The organism is Mycobacterium farcinogenes (assembly GCF_019739075.1).
Classification (GTDB): domain Bacteria; phylum Actinomycetota; class Actinomycetes; order Mycobacteriales; family Mycobacteriaceae; genus Mycobacterium; species Mycobacterium senegalense.
Map to the genome: position 1 here is coordinate 3,597,796 of NZ_CP081673.1, position 17,443 is coordinate 3,615,238.

General features: G+C 64.0%; 27 protein-coding genes. 18 read left to right on the forward strand and 9 right to left on the reverse strand.

The window, feature by feature from the left end:
- The first annotated feature begins 101 nt into the window (after nucleotides 1–101).
- The 17 genes from K6L26_RS17120 (at nucleotide 102) to K6L26_RS17195 (ending at nucleotide 8,037) form a co-directional block, all read left to right on the forward strand.
- Nucleotides 102–296, forward strand: a complete 195-nt coding sequence (locus K6L26_RS17120; RefSeq protein ID WP_221850876.1) for a helix-turn-helix transcriptional regulator — start codon at nucleotides 102–104, stop codon at nucleotides 294–296.
- Nucleotides 293–553, forward strand: a complete 261-nt coding sequence (locus tag K6L26_RS17125; protein ID WP_221850878.1) for a hypothetical protein — start codon at nucleotides 293–295, stop codon at nucleotides 551–553. The genes K6L26_RS17120 and K6L26_RS17125 overlap by 4 nt, the downstream gene beginning before the upstream one ends.
- Nucleotides 550–747 (forward strand): hypothetical protein, encoded by a 198-nt coding sequence (locus tag K6L26_RS17130; protein ID WP_221850879.1) that lies wholly within the window; start codon nucleotides 550–552, stop codon nucleotides 745–747. Before K6L26_RS17125 ends, K6L26_RS17130 begins: the two co-directional genes overlap by 4 nt.
- Nucleotides 744–1,619 (forward strand): bifunctional DNA primase/polymerase, encoded by an 876-nt coding sequence (locus K6L26_RS17135; protein ID WP_280639578.1) that lies wholly within the window; start codon nucleotides 744–746, stop codon nucleotides 1,617–1,619. Before K6L26_RS17130 ends, K6L26_RS17135 begins: the two co-directional genes overlap by 4 nt.
- A complete protein-coding gene (locus K6L26_RS17140) occupies nucleotides 1,616–1,885 on the forward strand; it encodes a hypothetical protein (RefSeq protein ID WP_221850883.1) in 270 nt (89 codons plus the stop codon). Before K6L26_RS17135 ends, K6L26_RS17140 begins: the two co-directional genes overlap by 4 nt.
- A complete protein-coding gene (locus K6L26_RS17145; protein WP_221850885.1) occupies nucleotides 1,882–3,222 on the forward strand; it encodes a hypothetical protein in 1,341 nt (446 codons plus the stop codon). Before K6L26_RS17140 ends, K6L26_RS17145 begins: the two co-directional genes overlap by 4 nt.
- Nucleotides 3,223–3,424: 202 nt before the next feature.
- Entirely contained in the window at nucleotides 3,425–3,736 is a 312-nt protein-coding gene (locus K6L26_RS17150; RefSeq protein WP_221850886.1) for a hypothetical protein, read from the forward strand.
- Nucleotides 3,737–3,759: 23 nt separating this feature from the next.
- Complete coding sequence (locus K6L26_RS17155) at nucleotides 3,760–4,248, forward strand: hypothetical protein (RefSeq protein ID WP_221850888.1); 489 nt, start codon at nucleotides 3,760–3,762, stop codon at nucleotides 4,246–4,248.
- Nucleotides 4,249–4,259: 11 nt separating this feature from the next.
- Complete coding sequence (locus K6L26_RS32060; RefSeq protein ID WP_435405370.1) at nucleotides 4,260–4,394, forward strand: zinc finger domain-containing protein; 135 nt, start codon at nucleotides 4,260–4,262, stop codon at nucleotides 4,392–4,394.
- A complete protein-coding gene (locus K6L26_RS17160; protein ID WP_221850890.1) occupies nucleotides 4,391–4,531 on the forward strand; it encodes a hypothetical protein in 141 nt (46 codons plus the stop codon). The genes K6L26_RS32060 and K6L26_RS17160 overlap by 4 nt, the downstream gene beginning before the upstream one ends.
- Nucleotides 4,532–4,719: 188 nt before the next feature.
- Entirely contained in the window at nucleotides 4,720–5,028 is a 309-nt protein-coding gene (locus K6L26_RS17165) for a hypothetical protein (RefSeq protein ID WP_221850892.1), read from the forward strand.
- A gap of 202 nt (nucleotides 5,029–5,230) precedes the next feature.
- Nucleotides 5,231–5,410, forward strand: a complete 180-nt coding sequence (locus K6L26_RS17170) for a hypothetical protein (RefSeq protein ID WP_221850893.1) — start codon at nucleotides 5,231–5,233, stop codon at nucleotides 5,408–5,410.
- On the forward strand, nucleotides 5,400–5,840 hold the full coding sequence (locus tag K6L26_RS17175; RefSeq protein WP_221850895.1) for an HNH endonuclease: 441 nt from the start codon (nucleotides 5,400–5,402) through the stop codon (nucleotides 5,838–5,840). The genes K6L26_RS17170 and K6L26_RS17175 overlap by 11 nt, the downstream gene beginning before the upstream one ends.
- A 164-nt stretch (nucleotides 5,841–6,004) precedes the next feature.
- Entirely contained in the window at nucleotides 6,005–6,499 is a 495-nt protein-coding gene (locus K6L26_RS17180) for a hypothetical protein (RefSeq protein WP_221850897.1), read from the forward strand.
- On the forward strand, nucleotides 6,492–6,812 hold the full coding sequence (locus K6L26_RS17185; RefSeq protein WP_221850899.1) for a hypothetical protein: 321 nt from the start codon (nucleotides 6,492–6,494) through the stop codon (nucleotides 6,810–6,812). The genes K6L26_RS17180 and K6L26_RS17185 overlap by 8 nt, the downstream gene beginning before the upstream one ends.
- The gene (locus tag K6L26_RS17190) at nucleotides 6,802–7,068 is read left to right on the forward strand and encodes a hypothetical protein (protein WP_221850901.1); all 267 of its coding nucleotides are present in this window, start codon (nucleotides 6,802–6,804) and stop codon (nucleotides 7,066–7,068) included. The genes K6L26_RS17185 and K6L26_RS17190 overlap by 11 nt, the downstream gene beginning before the upstream one ends.
- 93 nt (nucleotides 7,069–7,161) lie before the next feature.
- Nucleotides 7,162–8,037 carry a hypothetical protein gene (locus K6L26_RS17195; RefSeq protein ID WP_221850902.1) on the forward strand — a complete coding sequence of 292 codons (876 nt, stop codon included), beginning with the start codon at nucleotides 7,162–7,164 and terminating at the stop codon, nucleotides 8,035–8,037.
- A 213-nt stretch (nucleotides 8,038–8,250) separates the two neighbouring features.
- Here the strand turns inward: K6L26_RS17195 and K6L26_RS17200 are convergent, their stop codons facing one another.
- The 3 genes from K6L26_RS17200 to K6L26_RS17210 all read right to left on the reverse strand — a co-directional run bounded on the left by K6L26_RS17200 (nucleotide 8,251) and on the right by K6L26_RS17210 (nucleotide 10,133).
- Nucleotides 8,251–8,424, reverse strand: coding sequence for a hypothetical protein (locus K6L26_RS17200; protein ID WP_221850904.1), 174 nt, complete (start codon nucleotides 8,422–8,424; stop codon nucleotides 8,251–8,253).
- Between the two features lie 229 nt (nucleotides 8,425–8,653).
- Nucleotides 8,654–8,950 carry a hypothetical protein gene (locus K6L26_RS17205; RefSeq protein WP_221850906.1) on the reverse strand — a complete coding sequence of 99 codons (297 nt, stop codon included), beginning with the start codon at nucleotides 8,948–8,950 and terminating at the stop codon, nucleotides 8,654–8,656.
- A 166-nt stretch (nucleotides 8,951–9,116) separates the two neighbouring features.
- Nucleotides 9,117–10,133: a hypothetical protein gene (locus K6L26_RS17210; RefSeq protein WP_245008607.1), complete on the reverse strand. Its 1,017-nt coding sequence runs from the start codon at nucleotides 10,131–10,133 to the stop codon at nucleotides 9,117–9,119.
- Between the two features lie 222 nt (nucleotides 10,134–10,355).
- On the opposite strand from K6L26_RS17210, the gene K6L26_RS17215 reads away from it, so the two are divergent.
- Nucleotides 10,356–11,639, forward strand: a complete 1,284-nt coding sequence (locus K6L26_RS17215) for an adenylate/guanylate cyclase domain-containing protein (protein WP_221850907.1) — start codon at nucleotides 10,356–10,358, stop codon at nucleotides 11,637–11,639.
- Here the strand turns inward: K6L26_RS17215 and K6L26_RS17220 are convergent.
- Genes K6L26_RS17220 through K6L26_RS17245 form a run of 6 tightly spaced genes read right to left on the reverse strand, consistent with a single transcriptional unit; the run spans nucleotide 11,636 to nucleotide 17,442 of the window.
- Nucleotides 11,636–12,121: a Dps family protein gene (locus K6L26_RS17220; RefSeq protein WP_221850909.1), complete on the reverse strand. Its 486-nt coding sequence runs from the start codon at nucleotides 12,119–12,121 to the stop codon at nucleotides 11,636–11,638. The two genes, K6L26_RS17215 and K6L26_RS17220, sit on opposite strands and share 4 nt — an antisense overlap.
- 59 nt (nucleotides 12,122–12,180) lie before the next feature.
- Entirely contained in the window at nucleotides 12,181–13,917 is a 1,737-nt protein-coding gene (locus tag K6L26_RS17225) for a DUF2339 domain-containing protein (protein WP_221850911.1), read from the reverse strand.
- Nucleotides 13,918–13,960: 43 nt separating this feature from the next.
- On the reverse strand, nucleotides 13,961–14,614 hold the full coding sequence (locus tag K6L26_RS17230; RefSeq protein WP_036387497.1) for a response regulator: 654 nt from the start codon (nucleotides 14,612–14,614) through the stop codon (nucleotides 13,961–13,963).
- Complete coding sequence (gene macS, locus K6L26_RS17235) at nucleotides 14,611–15,765, reverse strand: MacS family sensor histidine kinase (RefSeq protein ID WP_019347415.1); 1,155 nt, start codon at nucleotides 15,763–15,765, stop codon at nucleotides 14,611–14,613. Before macS ends, K6L26_RS17230 begins: the two co-directional genes overlap by 4 nt.
- Nucleotides 15,766–15,821: 56 nt before the next feature.
- Nucleotides 15,822–16,679 carry a sulfurtransferase gene (locus K6L26_RS17240; protein ID WP_076211843.1) on the reverse strand — a complete coding sequence of 286 codons (858 nt, stop codon included), beginning with the start codon at nucleotides 16,677–16,679 and terminating at the stop codon, nucleotides 15,822–15,824.
- Between the two features lie 10 nt (nucleotides 16,680–16,689).
- Nucleotides 16,690–17,442 (reverse strand): amino acid ABC transporter ATP-binding protein, encoded by a 753-nt coding sequence (locus tag K6L26_RS17245; protein ID WP_036389782.1) that lies wholly within the window; start codon nucleotides 17,440–17,442, stop codon nucleotides 16,690–16,692.
- Nucleotide 17,443 lies beyond the last annotated feature (1 nt).

Consider the following 17,443-nt stretch of genomic DNA (forward strand, 5'->3'; position numbering starts at 1 on the left):
CCCAAGCTTGACGGGGGTTGTGGGATATGCTAAGTACAACCCGGTAATCGTGTGCAGCGTTAACCGGAGCCTCTGCAAGTCTCTACTCGAAGGATAGACCGTTGCCCCAATCAGTTGCAACTCTCAATCGCGAGATCCTATACCTGGAGGACGTCGCTGAACTCACCGGAACACCCGTCGCCACTCTCCGCTGGCTCCGCGCCACCGGATCCGGCCCTAAGTCCGGCAAGCTGGGCCGGCGAGTTGTTTACCGCCGCGCCGACGTCGAGGCGTGGGTTGCGGAGGCGTTCAAATGAGCGCGCTGACCGACGCCCTCGCGGGGCGGTACGTGCAATTCACTCGGACCGGTGATACAGGGCTGGAACTCCAGCACCAGGGCCGCATCATCGCCGCAGACGGCGAGCTAGCCCTGATTGAACTGGTACTCACCGCGGATGGCGGTCCGCCCGTGCAGGGCCTAGTCCATCTAGACGAACTGGTCGGCGCATTCCTCTACGAGTCGGCGGAGCAGATGAACGACGGACTCGACCGGTTTGAGGAGTACGCCGAATGACTGAAGCACGCCCCGAATGGGTCGACCACATCCAGTTAACGGTTCAGCGCGCCCCTGGCAGGGTTCGGGTAGTGGAGGCCCGCCCCGGCGGGTACCGCGTCGTCCTCGATCTAGAGGGCGCGAACACGTCACTAGAGGACGCTGAGCTCAACGCGGAGATCTGGCGTGCCCGGTTCACCGCTGAGGATTCCTGACCTTTACCGACGACACCGACGTTCTAACCGCCGCCCTCGCTTACGCGAGGGACGGTTGGTTCGTCGTGCCGGTACGCCGTGACACCCGGCACGCGGGCAGTGTCGTCGGTAAGGGTTGGCCAGAGCAATCGTCACGTGACGCCAAGCAGATAGTTCCATGGTTCGCCGGTACCGACTACGGGATCGCGCTGCATGTCAACAGGTCCGGTGCAATCGTGCTGGACATCGACAAGCCGGACAACTTCCGCCACTGGGAATTGCTGGGCGATGCGATGGTGCAGCGGACACGGCCCGATACGGATCCGCGCAGGGGGCACTATGTCTACTCGAATCCTGGTGGTACGTATTCGAACTCATCGCGAGGCCTGGGGACTGGGTGGGGCGATGTCCGCGCGTCATCGAACGGGATCATCGTCGCGGCGCCGGGTATCGGTGATCGTCGGTGGGTGTCGAGCGGCCCGGTGAAACCGTGCCCCGAGGCCATCCTGTCGCGGCTACGTGAGTCCAGCGGACCGACCGCCGAGGCGGTACCGGCAGCGGAGTTGAGAGCGTTCGTGGAGAAGCACTCCCAGCGTCCGACCGTTCGCCCTGATCTGGTCTCGCGATGGCGAACACGGTTCATCACCCGCGCGTTGATCAGTAAGGATTCCCGCCACACCACGATGCTGGGGATTCTGCCGGAGGTGTTCCGCGCCAGTCGGACTGGCCGCGTTAACGCAAGGATTGAACTGAACAAGTTGCACGCCCTGTGGGCGAAATCCGTTGTGGGGACGACTCGCAACGGTCAGACAGTTACGGAGGAGTCCGCGATGGCGGAATTCATGCAGATGTGCGCGTGGGCACTGGCTCAAGCAGAAGGGGAAACCAAATGATGACCGAGCGCGGACAGTTGGCGCAGGACACGTGGGACGGGATCGATAAGAGGTCCGTGCTGCATACGCACCCCGCGGACGGCTGGGAGGTCGCATGGAGCGATGGTGAGGTATGGCCGCTGATTATGTGGGTGGTGTTCGACGACGGAGAGTTGACCGGAATCGCGGTCGACGGTTGGCCGACCCGTGTCGATAAGGCGTGGGCAGACCAGCTTTTCGGCGAGGAGCCGATTCGGCGCTACGCGTACCGGAAGGTGGCTCGGTGAAGTTTAGGTTCGAAGCCGACGAACTCGACGAGTTAGAGAAGGGCATCTTCGCCAGTGGGTGGGCGTCAGAGGTTCGTGACATCGCGATCGAGTCGGGCGTGAATCCCGTTGGCGTGTACGTGATGTGCCTACAGCGGCGCCTCGCACAGATTCCGCCTGACGTGTTACTACCGCCCCCCGGCGGATCCGGATGCGGCGGCAGCCTCAACACGATCGTCCTCGGGGTTGGCGACTCTGGCGGCGGAAAAAACTCCGCCTGGAACCTGGCCCAGGCGCTCTCGCCTTACCAGGAAGGCAAATTGGATGTCCGTCAGATCGGTGTAGGGACTGGCGAGCATCTCATCCACGCCTGCATCAAGTACACCAAGGACGGCGCCAAGACGGTCCGCGACGCCGCCGACCCGTATTACAAGAGCGTCTATTCGATCGCAACCGAGGGCCGGTTACTGGATAAGGAATTGAGCCGCGAAGGGTCGAAGGCGGCGGAGCTCCTCTGTGAAATGTGGACCGGCGCCTTTGTGGGGGCTGCGGCCCGCGGCGACGCGGATAGGTGGATTGCCCAGCATGCCGTCCGATGGAACTGCCTGCTGATGATTCAGCCTGCGAACCTGGGTGGCTTCGCCGCACAGGAAGCGACTGGCCTCCCGCAACGATTGACCTGGTTCGCGGTGAATGAACCTCGCGCGCCGATGCAGGTTCCGGAGCGCCGCAAGTTCCTGCCGACCATGCCGCGGATTCCCGGAGATGGGCCGTTCTCCGATGAGATTCCTGTGGACGCTGCGATCCGACAGGAGATTTGGGATCAGCATAATGCGATCCGCCGCGGGGACCTTCCGGGGATCGATGCGCACCGGTCCTTCGCGATGTTGAAGATGGCGGCTGCCATCTCATTCTCTGAGGCGAAGTTCGGCGTGAGTTGGAATCACTGGGAACGCGCTGGAGCCATCATGCGGATGTCTGATGCGGTTCGCGATCGGGCCATGGAGTGTCAGCGAGCGCACGCCGCCGAAGCCGCCAAAGAGGCCGAGGTCTCGCGAGCTGTTGCGCGGGGGCACGCCAAGGTGGCGGGGGGGATTGCCGAGGAGCAGGCCGCTGAGGACTACGCCGAGCGGGTCGAGGAAATGCAGGCCCGCATCCTAGCGGCGTTACAGGAGGGGCCAGTCCCGCATCGAGACCTCACGCGAAAATGTGGGGCGCACCGCGCGAGCACACTGCCCAGGCAGGCGTTCAGGGCAGCGCTGACCAACCTTAAGGATCGCGGGGCGATCCGCCGCGATCCTCCGGGCGTCGATGTCGGCGGGGTGTGGCATCTAGCGAATGTCGAGGCGACGGCGTGACGCTGTCACACACACGGCGCGTAGGGGGCGTGACAGCGTGACAGCGTGACAGGCCCCTGACCTGGGCATTCTGAGAACCCTGTCACGCTGTCACGCGACCCCATTCCGAAAACATGCACGTCAGAGCGCTGTCACGCTGTCACGCTGTCACGCGTCTGCCAACCGCTAGTAGCAGCCCCACGTACACCTTGAAAGTAAGCAGATGAACGAATTCGAGCCCATCGAATGGGCGATGCAGCAAACAGGAATGACCGTAGCTGATGTGGTGGCGATCATCCTCACCGCGAAGGCTCCGAAGGTGTCAGCGAAGCGGGGTGGAGCGTCTCAGATGGAGAGGTGTGTCGAGTTCGTCAACTCGGAGTTTGACGCGCGGGCTGCCGATGTCGTCGCCCGAGGGATCTGCGATACGACCGCGCGGGCGTCGGCACTGTTGTCCGAAGCATGCAAGGCGGGGGCGATCGATCGACTGTCGTACGGCGTGTACGGACCGAAGGGGACGGCACACCGACAATGACGGCGCATGATACCACATTTTCCGTGGAAAGCAACCCCCCGTCGGGTATAATGCGCAGAGGTGGCCGTCCGCGAGTGTGGACACCGATTGGTGATACCGGCTACGCCGTCCACCCAGACGGGCGTATCCGCGACAAGCACTACAACATCATCACCAACCCCGCGATCGTCGCGGCGCTGATACCGCCCAAGGCAGAGCCGACTGCATGGTTCCGATTGGCGTGTTGCGGTCAGCGGGTTCGCGCCGATCGACCCTCTACTGCTGCAGAGCACTGGAGCGATTGCCTGCAGGACATGCACGCCACGGGATCACCGCGGAATGCCCCCGCCGGACGGCTGAAACCTGACCGGTATTACAGCCGCGATGTCTATCGGCGCCGCGCACCACGTCACGCAGATCTCGATGAGCCAATCGTGCTGGCGCACCGCGGCGAACGGGTCCGCACGATGTCGTGGGTGATGGCTACCCGAATCATTCAACAGAAGGACAACATGAACGACGGTAAACAGTGAGCCGCCGTGTGGTGGACGCCGTAGGTTGTCCACGATGCGGTGCGCCACCCGGAACATGGTGCACGACATACCTATTGCATGTGCCGCGAGTGGAGTTGATACGGCGGCCACTCACGACCCCCAGAACTTCGCAGGAGGTTGCGTGACACCGATTGCGATCGCTGTCCTTATCGACGGTCACGTCGAATCAGTCCCCTTGAAGATTGATCGGCAGGGCCGCTGGTATGCCCATCACGGCGGCTACACGCTCTACGTCGACAGGATCCGCACCGCCCCCGAGTAAAGAACTTGCCGGCCGATTCGCGGGCCACGGATCCCGACTCCGCCCGGTAAGAAAGCCGCGCACTCTCCCGAGCGCGGCGTGGCGTTTGCAGTGAATCGGAACGAACGCCACAACCCGCCCCCGACTGTCGAGCCCAGCTCCGGTCGGGGGCGGTCCCATTTCAACTACCTCCGAAGGAAACAATCGACATGACAGCGACGACGCTTGAACCCGACACCACGCCGCCGTTCTACCGAATCCGGCAAGAGCGGGTTTGGATCCAGATTCATAAAAATGACCGCCGAGCCCTCGCCGAAGCGATCCTCGATGGGCTGAGCGTGTGGGCAGAAACCGCCATCACTTCCTCGACTGAGGTCATGCGGACCACCGTTTCGATAACGCCCCGAGGGAAGGTACGCATCTCCAAGCCCTTCCCTGGCGGGCAGCGGGAACGGTGGCTGATCATCGAACCCACCGACGCTGTTGATCTTGCCGAAGAGTTATTGGCGGCTGAATGACTGACCGCCGAAAGAACTCCGTGACATGCAAGCAATGCCGCTCGACAAAGACACATCGACGTTCGGGAATATGTGTTGTCTGCGAAAGCGGTGTCACCGTCGAACCGTGCCGCCGTGGCGTTCGGCTTTGCGGCCAGATTGTCCTGAGCCATGACCAGGCGATCACATTAAGCAACATGATCATCGATCATATCGAGGGTTCATGATCACCATCTCCCAGCCCGATGGAACAAACATCGAACTCACTCGCCGACACGATGGCGTTATCACGATCAGCCGCGTGATCGCCGGATGGAGTGTTCATATCGATCTAGACCCGGTGATCGCACAATGCCTTATCGATCACGTTCAGGATCTACTGGAAGGGCAATATGAGCAATAACTATCGGAATGCCCAGCCTGGCGGGCGTATCAGCAAGAGAGTCAGAGCGTGGGTGCTGGCCCGCCAACCGCAATGTCAATTGGCCATTGAGGGAATATGCACCATCTATTCCACCGACGTCGACCACGTTATTGCGGTATCTGACGGCGGCTCAGATCACCACACGAACTTGCGCGGGGTGTGCCATGAATGCCACCTGCATCACTCCGCCAAGCACGCCAGGGCGAAGCAGCTTAAGCCGGTCAACACGCATCGTCGTGATCTGTCGAAGCCCGTTTATCTTGCTGACAATCCTGACTACCAACCGCCCGAATGGCCAGGCATCAAGATTCAACGCGAACGGGCCGAACAGCAACGCCGCGAATGGGCGGAAAGAATGGCAGAAGAGGCCATTGAATACGCCGATGAGGGTAATGACACCGGGGACTGATAAACATTCGCCTACGGGCTCACCAGAGGCCAGGAATGGGCATTCTAGGGGACTGGGGAGTTGACCCCCTCTTGGTCTCCCTGTCTCTTGGCCGACCACAGGTTTGCCAGCCCGTATGAATTACGAAACTTTTGGTATCGAAATTGACCACCTAGGAGTAGAAAATGACTGATTTCAGTGATGACCGTGAATTGCCGGCCGGATATTGGGTCGATGAGCGTACCGGCGCGTGGTCTAAGGTGCCCTGGCCGACCGACCCCGACGAGAAACGCCACCTGATCAGCAATTCTCTCGGTCCGCTCGTGATCCGATGGGCTGAGAATGAGCTTTCAGATGAAGAGTTTGAGCGTTTCGGCCCAGGTTTGATCGACCCCGAAACAGGCGAGTCATGGCAGTTCACCGATGAGCAGAAACGCTTTCTGATTCTCTATTATGCCTTCGATCCGGACACGGGCCGATGGCTGCACCGCGCTCCCGTTCGCAGCGCTATCGCCAAAGATCCGCTCCTTGATGCCGCGCTGTCCACGATTGAAGATCTCGGCCCGTCTCGACTGGCGTGGAATGGCGGCTGGGAGGGTGTGCCGCGTCGTCGCTGCCGATTCCCGCAGATGTTGTCTGCGGATGCCCAGAGGTGGCATGGAGTCGCTGTTAATGCCTGAACCGCTCGCATGCCCTGATTGTGGCGTGGTGGCGCGGCGGAAACCCGACAATAGCCCTGGCTGGCTATTCCCGTGTACTTGCGATTACTACGAGAATCAGAGTTATCACGGCTTTCGAGCGATTGGGATTGACCATAAAACTCTTCCCTGTCCGCAATGCCATGCCGCGGGCTGCACGATTGATGATGGTTGGGTATTCGATTGTGGGCATTTCCGTGGCCGCAAGGTGCCCTATTTCACCTTGCTGCATGAAGTGATCAAAGATAAATGCGAGGCTAAAGCCGATAGGATGGGATGGATTAATGGCGAATGATGTGAATGATATCGCGGCGAAGCTCGCCAAGCTCTACGAGATCGAGCCCGCACAGGAAACGGAAGTAGAACAAGAGCCCGAGCCACCCGGTAAGGGCAACGTGATCCCATCAGCGGGCCATCAGCCCGACCATGTTCCGACCGATAAAGAGCTGATCGGGCTGGCCGAACAGGCTGGTGACACCGAGCAGTCAACCCGGTTGAAGCACAAGCAATTACAAAAGCTGATCGATCAAACTTACTGGCTTAATCCTTAAGGAGAATTGATGTTTATCAACAAGATGAGCGCGTCCACGGAATGGACCTCCCGCACCGCCGCAATCGCGAGTCTGGCCTCGATTGGCATCACAATGCCCGACGAGTACACCGAACTCCTGGAACGTCATGCCGAGTTCAAAGCCCTGCGGACACCCGCAAGGGACCGGCTGACCGAGGCCGTCGTTGATGGTGTGGACGCCGACCTCGGCCTACTGCGGGCGGCTGCCATCGCTGAGACCGTGGCAAGCAAAGCCGTCGATGACCATGTGCAGGGTGCTGTTCGCGGGCGACTACGGGCGATCCACGACAGTGTCGCCGCCGATCACTACGCGGAGGTTGCGCGTCAGTTTGACGTTGCCGCGAAGGCTTTCCAAAAGGCTCATTCAATCGTCTCGTGCGAGACCGACCCCGCCGAAATCGTTACCGCAGACGAGAAGACGCGTAAGGCTTACGTCGACGGGCAGGCCGCTGCTCAGACGTTGTCCCGGTTGACGGTTTTGCTGGGGCTGGCTGCCGAGCTGGCCGGCGCGGAACGTCCCAATGCCGATCAGCCAGCATCCTCGCGGTCTCACGCTATCGGTATCGATCAGCTCCAGTTGGGTTTGTGCGTGGATGCTACGGGTGTTCATGTGCGCGAGTTGTGGACCGCCTGGGAGGCCAACGGGTCGCAGACGGCAACCCAGTGGGCGGCACTTGCTGAGCTTGGTGTCCCGATCCGCGCGACCGCGCTGGAAGATTACGCGCCGCAGCGGTTGCCGAAGCAGCTCCTGGAGCGCCGGGAGACCGTCTATGACGGCGAGGCTGTCGACAACGGGAACGGGACTACCTTCACCCCCGCGGCGCGTGTCATCACGCGGATTGTCGATCCCGAAGACGAATTGGTGCCTGAGTGGAACGACACCGAGGGCTCGTTTAAGCCCGTACAGCCGCCGCAGCCGGTGACCGCGACCGTCGCCGAGACGCACTAGGCTAAAGCATGAAAGAACCCCCGGACACCTCTTCAGTCCGGGGGTTCTTCTCCTCGTTGGTGGGGATCTAGTTTCGCCACCCCATCACGCGGGCGGGGCACCATATCGTGCAGCACCGCGACCGCACTACGACCCGCTGGCCGCGCGGCGTCATCTTCAGTTCCATCGGTCGATGGCACGCCCTACAGCGCGGCAAGGTGATCCCGTTCGCGTTCATCGCCGGTCCTGATCATCCTCAACCGCCCAGCGGACCATTGCCTCGATGCCGTCGAACCCCGCACGGGCGCCGACATCCTCAGCCTGCCCGCGCCGCACGAGCTCTCCGACGAGCTCTAGAGAGCTGAGTTGCGCGGCGCTCATTCGGGTCACCTCATCAGTGGTGGTCATGGCTTGCCCCTTTCGGTTTGTTGATTACACCTAGCCACGATACCGCAGACATACCGCAGAAGTACCGCTAACAGCCAATGAGTACACATCGCTAAAAGCCGTATCACAGCAGTTCGGAGCAATATTTACATCAACTGCCAACAATCATCGCAAACTGTAAACAGCGAGAAAAACGGATTCAAAACCCGTACAGTGTGAGTTCGAATCTCACCGAGGGCACTACGCGCACTCAACCAAAGGCGGTCACGCAAACGAACAGCGTGGCGGGCAGGTATGCCACCAGCGCCACACCGAACAGTCCGCACAGCACCCGCACCAACGGGGTTTTCAGTTTCGCCCTCGCCCAGATCAGGCCGGCGTATCCGCCGAGTGCGAGAACAGCGCTGGCCAGCGCCCCACCTCGCGCCTGGAGCCCCTCAGTACCCGATGGGTAGCGGCCGTCCATCAGGTTCGAGGTGAGCGCGTCGCTGCTCAGAACGAGGTAGAGCACCACGAACGATGCGACGAGTACGAACGAGGAGGCCACCGCGACGGCGGTGACGGCTTTCCTGCTGCTGTCGATAATTTCAGCCCACCTCAGCCTCGGGCACCAGATCCTGGATGGCCCGACGAATGGCACGGGGACGCGGAGGGCTGGTCCGGTACATCGCTGCAGCCGATTCGCGGCGATCATGTACGCCCTGCATGAGCCGTTAAGGCAGGAACCGGGCGATCTGCGGTGACGGCAGCGTCTGCGCGGCACGTGCCTGCCGTAGACCGACCACGCCGCCCGCCGCGGTCATCAGCACGATGCCGCCGAGGCCGGGCAAGACGGCGAACAGCAAATCGGAGGTGCTGGCCGTGCGCAGATAGTCGGCGTAGCCGATCCGGAACGACTCCGGGATGGCCGGCACCGAAAGTGGCTGCGCCGCCGGAGGTTCGGACCGGGGCGCGGGCAGGCTCGGCGCACTCGGCGCGGACGGTGGCGCCCCCGCGGGCGGTGCCGCCGGAGCCGGGACAGGGGGAACCAGCACCGGCACCGGCGCCACTGGAACGACCGGCGCAACCGGTGCTGGCGGAGCAATCGGTGCCGCGGGTGCCGACGGAGCCGGGGCGGTCGGGGCTTTCGGCGGGGTGGACCGGATCACGATTTCTCGGCTGCGCGGGGCGGTCGGCACTGGCGCCAAGTTGGGGGCCCGGCCGATATTGCCGTTGGTGGATCCCCCTCCACCGCCGCCTCCCCCGCCGCCGGATACGACGGCCGACGGAGCTTGCGCCGTCGCGACCGATACGAGCGCCGAGGGGGCTTGCCCGGTCGTTCCCGTCACACCGGCCGACTGCCGGGCCTCGTCAGTCGACGCCGCACGATTTGTCGAAGCCGCACCATCTGTCGATGTGGATGTCGATGTCGATGTCTGGCTGGAGCCGACTTTCGCCGTGGGACCGCTCGACGCCGAGGAGTCGCTCGCACCGACTTTGGCCTTCGGGCCGGCCGATGCGTTCGGCCCGCCGAGGCTGCCGTTCGATTTCTTGGACCCGCCGGTGCGCTCGTTACCGACCTTGGCACGGTGGTCGGATTTCTTCTTCTTGTCCTTGTGGTGGCCGAAGATGTGAAGAACGTCGACGTCGATTCCGAACAGATCCGCCGAGGCCACGGCTGTGCCGAGCACCCCCGGCCCCGCGACCATGGCACCGCAAGCGATTGCGCAGCCTGCTGCGGTGTTACGCACCCATGAACGGTCCACGATTAGATCCCCCCAGAAGAAATCGCGGCAGAATGTCCGCGCGCACTGGAACAAGTTCCCATTGTGACATACCGAAATGCCGCCGGATTTGCTGGACCGTGATGGCAAATAGCGGTCGCGTCAATGTCAGCCGAGGCGCCGGGGTGGCGGCGATACCCTTTGTCCGTGGTGGTCAGTGAGTTCCGCCGGTCGGTTTGCATACCCGAGATGGCGCTGAACAACCGCGTTCCGGCCCGCACCCGGCACTACGCCGAGAGCGCGTCGAGCCGACTGCGAGTGCTGACCATCGCGACGTGCATCGCCGCCGCGGTATCCGGCGGGTTCGGGGTCTTCCAACTGTTTCTCGGCGGGCCGATGTGGCGGTTAGGGTTCGTCAACCTCGCATCCGCGGCGTTGTTCCTGCTGGTGCCGCTGCTCTACCGGTTTGGCGAACTGATCGCACCCCTGGCGTTTTTCCTGTTCGCCTACGTGTCGGTGTCGACGATGTGCTTTGCGGTCGGGACCGGCTCGGGACTGCAGTTCTACTTCGTGGTGGCGGCATCGCTGGCGCTGCTGGTGTTGGGAATCGAGCGCATCGTGCTGGCGGGGACGCTGGCGGCGCTGGCGGTTGCGGCCGCGATCGTGCTGGAGATCCTGGTTCCTCACGATCGCGGACTGGGGCCACCGTGGGCGCTGACTGCGGGCTTCGTCCTGTCGGCAGTCTCAGCCGGAGTAATGGTGTTTGCCACGGTATGGATGTCGTTACGTGAGATTGCCCGCGCCGAGCAGGCGATGGAAGCCGAATATCAGCGGTCCGAGCAACTGCTGGCCAATATCCTTCCGGCCCCGATCGCCCAGCGGCTCAAGGAACCGTCGCGCACGATCATCGCCGACAAGTACGACGATGCCTCAATCCTGTTCGCCGACATCGCCGGCTACACCGAGCGCTCCAGCGATATCACTCCGACAGAGCTGGTGCGTTTTCTGGACCGCCTCTACACCGATCTCGATGCTTTGGTGGACCGGCACGGTTTGGAGAAGGTCAAGACCAGCGGCGACTCCTACATGGTGGTCGCGGGCGTGCCCAAGCCGCGGGCCGATCACATCGAGGCGCTGGCCTGCCTGGCCCTCGATCTGGCCGCTGCCGTCGCCGACCTGAAGGATCCGCGAGGCCGCGCAGTGCCGCTGCGAATCGGTCTGGCGGCCGGTCCTGTGGTCGCCGGAGTCGTCGGGGCCCGCAAGTTCTTCTATGACGTGTGGGGCGACGCCGTCAACGTTGCCTCACGGATGGAGACAACCGACGTCGCCGGCCGTATTCAGGTGCCGCAGAACGTCTATGACCGAATCAGCCACGCCTTTGTGCTGGAGGAACGCGGCGATGTCGAGATCAAGGGCAAGGGCCTGATGCACACCTGGTACCTCGTCGGGCACCGCGACGAGGCGGTACGCGACCGGCTCGAGAGTGCGAGCCCGGCGCATACCGCCTCGGTGGTGCCGCCGACCGGGGCTTAGACCTTGCGGTTCTCCGACTTGACCAGCCACGCCAGTTTCTCCAGACCATCGATCAGCTGGTGCAGGATGTCGGCGGTAGTCGGATCGTGTGCATCTACGGAGTCGTGGACGCCACGGAGAGTGCCGACGGTGGCGTAGATCCGCGTGGTGATGAGGTCGACCACCTCGTCGGTGCTCCGCTCGTAGGCGGGAAACTGGGGCAGCGTCGTGCTCGCCACGACGGTGTCCGAGCGGCCGTCGGGGACAGCGTCCAATGCGCGCATCCGCTCGGCGATGGTGTCGCTGCCCTCTCGGGCGAAATCGACCACTTCGTCGAGCTGGAGATGCAGGTCCCGGAAGTTGGTGCCGACGACGTTCCAGTGGGCCTGCTTACCCTGCGTTCCGAGCTCGATCAGGTCGACGAGCACCTGCTGCAGATGACAGCCGAGTTCCGGCACGGCCTGGAAGCCCTGGATATCGGATTCGTTTCGACGTGTACTCATGCCATGGTCAACAGCATCCAATCTGGAATCAATCCAGAATAGAGAAGATGTGGCGACGCTCACGTCGACTGCTTACCGGCCACCTGATCCTGCTGATTGAGCAGTCGCGCATATCCGGCCCCCATGCCGAGCAGCGCCAACCCGACCACGATGAATACCGCGACCCGGAACATTCCGTCGAGAGTTCCCAGGTCAAACAGGAACAGTTTCGCCATGGCTGCCGTCACGAGCGCCATTCCGCCGCCGATCGGCAGGGATCGCTCGGCTCTGGGGCGCCGCGCGGCGTAGCCGAGCAACCCGGCTGCCACCGCGATCCAGCAGATGGTCGCCACCATGTGCCCACCGAAGAAGCCGGCCCCGGTGCCCCCGATGAGAACTCCGGCGGTGACGGTGAAGGCCGTCACCGCATATCCCGCCGTCACGGCCCCGACCATCCACACCAACCGGACCACCTCCTGATCCGCGCCGTCGACCGACCACGCCCAGGAGATCGCAGCAGCGGCGAGGACCGCCATCACGCTGCCGATCAGCACCGAAACTGCAAGTCCTGCAGACATTTTGGTGCCGTGAAGCAAAATGTCCGGTGCAGCGTACTGAAGGTAGACCACGCTGCCCACCGCGGCCAGCCCGACAGCGATCGGCCGCGCAACGCCCTGGTGACGCCCGCCCACAGCGACCACCGCGGCCATAGCCAACAGCACCGGCCCGGCCACTGGCCCATCGAAGGCGACCAACACCGCGATCAGCGCAGCGACTGCCGCCAGCACCGACCACACCGCGCGAACCGCGACGACCACGCCAGGCAGCCTGTCGCCGAGGGCGACGATCGCTACCAGTGCCGCTGCCAGCGCCGCCACCAGCAGCGCTGCGATCACACGATCGACGGCAGCGCCCACCGCCAGCACCGGAAGCACGCCACCGGCTGTCAAAATCGCCGTCGCCGAAGGCCTGGTGGTCCAGCGCAGCACCACCACCCCGCCCGCCAACGCCACTACAGCTGCGAGCCCGCAAGTCATCGCAACCACCAGGTCATGCCTGCCATCGATCGAGGCCGCTGCCAGCGCGATCAACAATGGCAGCGTCGGCGCGGCCACGCGCGCCGCATACAACCAGAGCCAGTCCCGGCCGAACTGAAGCGGCAGCGTGGCAGCTGACAGGGCGAGCATGAAACCGATCAGCAACAGCGTCACGCCGTCGGTCACGACCGGTGCCAGGACAACGAGCGGTACCAGCACCAGCAAGCCCAGCTGTTCGGAGTTCCACCGACGTGCCAGCATCAGGCCGCCGCCTCCGATCGCCACCGCCAACGTCAGGCCGGCCGGCGCCGACACCCAGCCATAGATCGTGGTCACGGCGATCACGTCCATGTACGCCGCGGCGACACCGGTCGCAGCCAAAGCGATCGCGCCGACCCGGCCACCCGGGCGGCGATAGAGCCACCATCCGGCGGCCACCAGTCCTGCAGCCAGAACAGCGCCCGCGGCAACCCGGACCTCGGGGCGCAGAACTCCGGCCTGCGCCGCCAGCACCAGCAGCAACACCACGCCGGTGAGCGTCACGGTCACCCCAGCCACCGCGAGCGCCTTGCCGATCCATCCTTCTGATCGCTCGGGGCGAGCAGCGGGCACCGGCACCGGCACCGTAGGTGTGGTCAACGGCGCGGGCACGGGCGCGGGCGGCTGATCGAGCATGCGGCCCAGCGCGTCCAGATCTGCGTACACCCGGTTCATATAGGCCGAGATCGCAGCCAGATCCGACGACATCCTGGCGATCACAACACGATGAGGTTCGCTCATACGCTCATCGTGGCAACGAAATCGGATGCCGTGATGAGTAGGACTACTCGTCGAGGCCGTGTTCGATGGCGTAGCGGGCCAATTCGACGCGGTTGGCCACCTGCAGTTTCCGGAACGTCGCCTGGACGTGGTTTTCCACCGTGCGGTGGCTCAACGACAGACGGGTGGCGATCTGTTTGGCCGTCAATCCTTTTGCCACATAGCGCAGCACCTCGGTCTCCCGCTCGGTCAGGCTCGGCGTAGCGGGCCCGTCGTCGGGCCGTTGCGCGATGCGTCGGTACTCACCGAGCACCAGTCCGGCCAGGCCGGGGGTGAACACCGCGCGGCCCTCGGCGGTGGCCCGTACCGCTGCGGTCAGTTCGGCTTTCGACGCGCTCTTGACCAGATACCCCGTGGCTCCGGCCTTCACCGCTTCCAGGACGTCGTCGCGCTCGTCAGAGGCGGACAGCACCAGCACCCGCGACGACGGTGACACCGTCAGCACTTCCGCGGTTGCGGTAGCACCGCTGCCGTCGGACAAGCTCATGTCCATCACCACCACGTCAGGCTGAACGACGCCGGCGCGGGTGCGCGCCGATGCCACTCCGTCCGCGGTGGCCACCACATCGAATCCTTCATCGCCGAGATCGCGCGCCACCGCATCCCGCCAGATCGGGTGATCATCGACGACCATCACCCGCAGCGCAGTCTCGGTCATGCCTGTCCCTTCTCGCTCGCGGCACGGCCCAGCCGAGGCAGCGTGAGCTCCCATTCGGTGCCGCATCCCGGCGCGGTGTGCAAATGCGCGCGGCCGCCCAACCAATCCATGCGGCCCACAATCGATTTCGCGATTCCCACATGGCCTTCCCGGGCCGCCTCGTCGAGCCTTCCTTCGGCGATACCCACGCCGTCGTCGCGGATACTCACCGTGACCGAATCCCCCAGATCTTCGAGCAGCACAAAGACCCGGGCATCGGGCCCAGCGTGCGCAGCCGCGTTGTCGAGTGCGTTGGCCGCAGCGGCGAACAGCTCTTGGGCGGCTTCCGAATCCAGCAGAACCGGCTCTGCCGGCAGGCTGACAGATACCCGGTCCGAGGCTCGGGCGCGCAGCAGAGCCCCGATGTCGGTGGCACCACCGGCGTGCACGTCCGGATCAGGTGCGCTGACCAGTCGGCGTAGCGCGCGCTCCTGCTCGCCGGCCAGTTCAGCCAGTTGGGCTGCCTCACCACCGATCTCGCGTCCTCGCCGGGACATCAGCGCCAACACTTGAATCGCCCCGTCGTGTACTCGGCGGGACAAGCGTTCCCGCTCTTCCAGCGAGGCGGCCAACCGCACCGCACGCTCCAACTCCGCATGTGCGCGCCGTGCGGTCTGGGCGGCCATTCCCACCGCCAAGCCCACGGCCAATTCGATGACCACGGTGGCATTGCGGCCCAGGTTGATGCTGACATAACCCTTGAGCGCAGCCGCTGCCGCCATCACCGCCAGGCCGGCCGCCATCCCCCCGACCGGGCCGAACTGCAGCGCTGCCGAAATGGTGGCATTCGTCGCCCACAAGGTGGTGGGCCACGACTGGTTGTCGGCGATCCAGTGTTCCGACGCCACCAACTCCGTCGACAACATCAGGGCCAGGACCACCGCGATCTCGGCAATCACCCAGGCCGGGCGGCGGCCGAAGCCCTGTAGGTAGGCGACCGCACACGCGACGCTCCAGGCGATCAGCACAGCACACAGCACACCGGCGAGCACCGGTCGCGCCAGGTCGTCGTTGACCGCGATCTGAAACCCCAGCGCGTACAGGCAGCTCAGCAGCCGAAAGATTTGCGCGGCACGCCATAACGGAGTGACCGGGTCATGACGGCGCTGCATTTGCCCAGCATAAAGTTGCCGGCCGGGGGCCGGGCGCATCGATTTCGCGCGTCGGCCTACTGCTCGCCCTGAGCCACCGGCCGGTCCGGGTCGGACGCCCATTCCGACCACGACCCGGGATAGAGCGCCGCATTCACCCCGGCGGCAGCCAGGCCGGCCACCGCGAGCGCCGCTGTCACCCCCGACCCGCAGTAGGCACCCACATCTGCTCCCGCGGTCGCCCCGCGATCAGCGAACAACGCCTGCAGACCAGCGTCCGGGAGCAACGTGCCGTCCGGGGAAAGCAACTGGGTGCTGGGCAGATTGACGGCGCCGGGGATGTGGCCGGCTACCGGGTCCACTGGTTCCAGCTCACCGCGGAAGCGCTCTGGCGCCCGCGCGTCCAACAACACCCCCACCCCGGACTGCGCCTGTTCTGCGGTCAGGGTGCGCAGCGCCCCGTGGTAGAGGTCGTCGTGAACGACGGTGACGTCGCCGGGTTCGGGCGTTACCGGGCCGGTTTGCAGCGGCTCACCTGCCGCCGACCAGGCGGCCAAGCCGCCGTCGAGAATGCGTACCCCGTCGATGCCGGCCGCGGTGAGCACCCACCAGGCTCGGGCCGACCCGGCTCTGTTCCAGTCGTCGTAGACGACGACGGGTACACCGTTGCGCACTCCCCAACGACGCGCCGCGGACTGCAGATCGGCCCCCGCGGGCAGCGGATGGCGGCCACGGCCGGTGATGCGGTGATCGGCCAGTTCGTCGTCGAGGGAGACGTAGACGGCGCCGGGCAGATGACCGTTGAGATAGGCCTGCTGACCGTCTGGTTGAGGCAGTGACCACCGCACATCCAGCACGGTGACTTCAGCGCCCGAGGCGATGCGGTCACGAAGTTCCCCGACAGTGACAAAGACGCCATCTCGTGCCGAAACCACGACTTCGACGCTACATCACCTTCGACAGAAACTCCTTTGTGCGTTCGTGTTTCGGGTTGGCCATCACCTCGCGCGGCGGGCCGCTCTCTACGATGACGCCGCCGTCCATGAACACCAGCTTGTCGGCGACCTCGCGCGCGAAGCCCATCTCGTGGGTGACCACCACCATCGTCATGCCCTCGCCCGCGAGTTTCTTGATGACTGCCAGTACTTCACCGACCAATTCGGGATCCAGTGCCGAGGTGGGCTCGTCGAACAGCATCAGTTTGGGGTTCATCGCCAGTGCCCGGGCGATGGCGACCCGCTGCTGCTGCCCACCCGACAGTTGGGCCGGATAAGCGTCCGCCTTGGCGGCCAGCCCGACCTGGTCGAGCAGGTCTTTGGCCCGGGCCACCGCAGCCTCCTTCTTCACCTTCTTGACCCGAATGGGCGCCTCGATGACGTTCTCCAGCGCGGTGCGGTGCGGAAACAGGTTGAAATGCTGGAACACCATGCCGATGTCGCGGCGCTGCCGGGCGGCATCTCGCGGGGCCATCTCATGCAGCTTGCCGCCGCGTTCGCGATAGCCGATCAACTCTCCGTCAACGTAGAGCCGGCCGGCGTTCACCTGCTCAAGATGGTTGATGCAGCGCAAGAACGTCGACTTGCCCGAACCTGACGGGCCGACCATGCACAACACCTCGCCCCTGCCGACGTCCAGGGTGACGCCCTTGAGGACGTGCAAGGCGCCGAAGTTCTTACACACGCTTTCGGCCCGCACCATC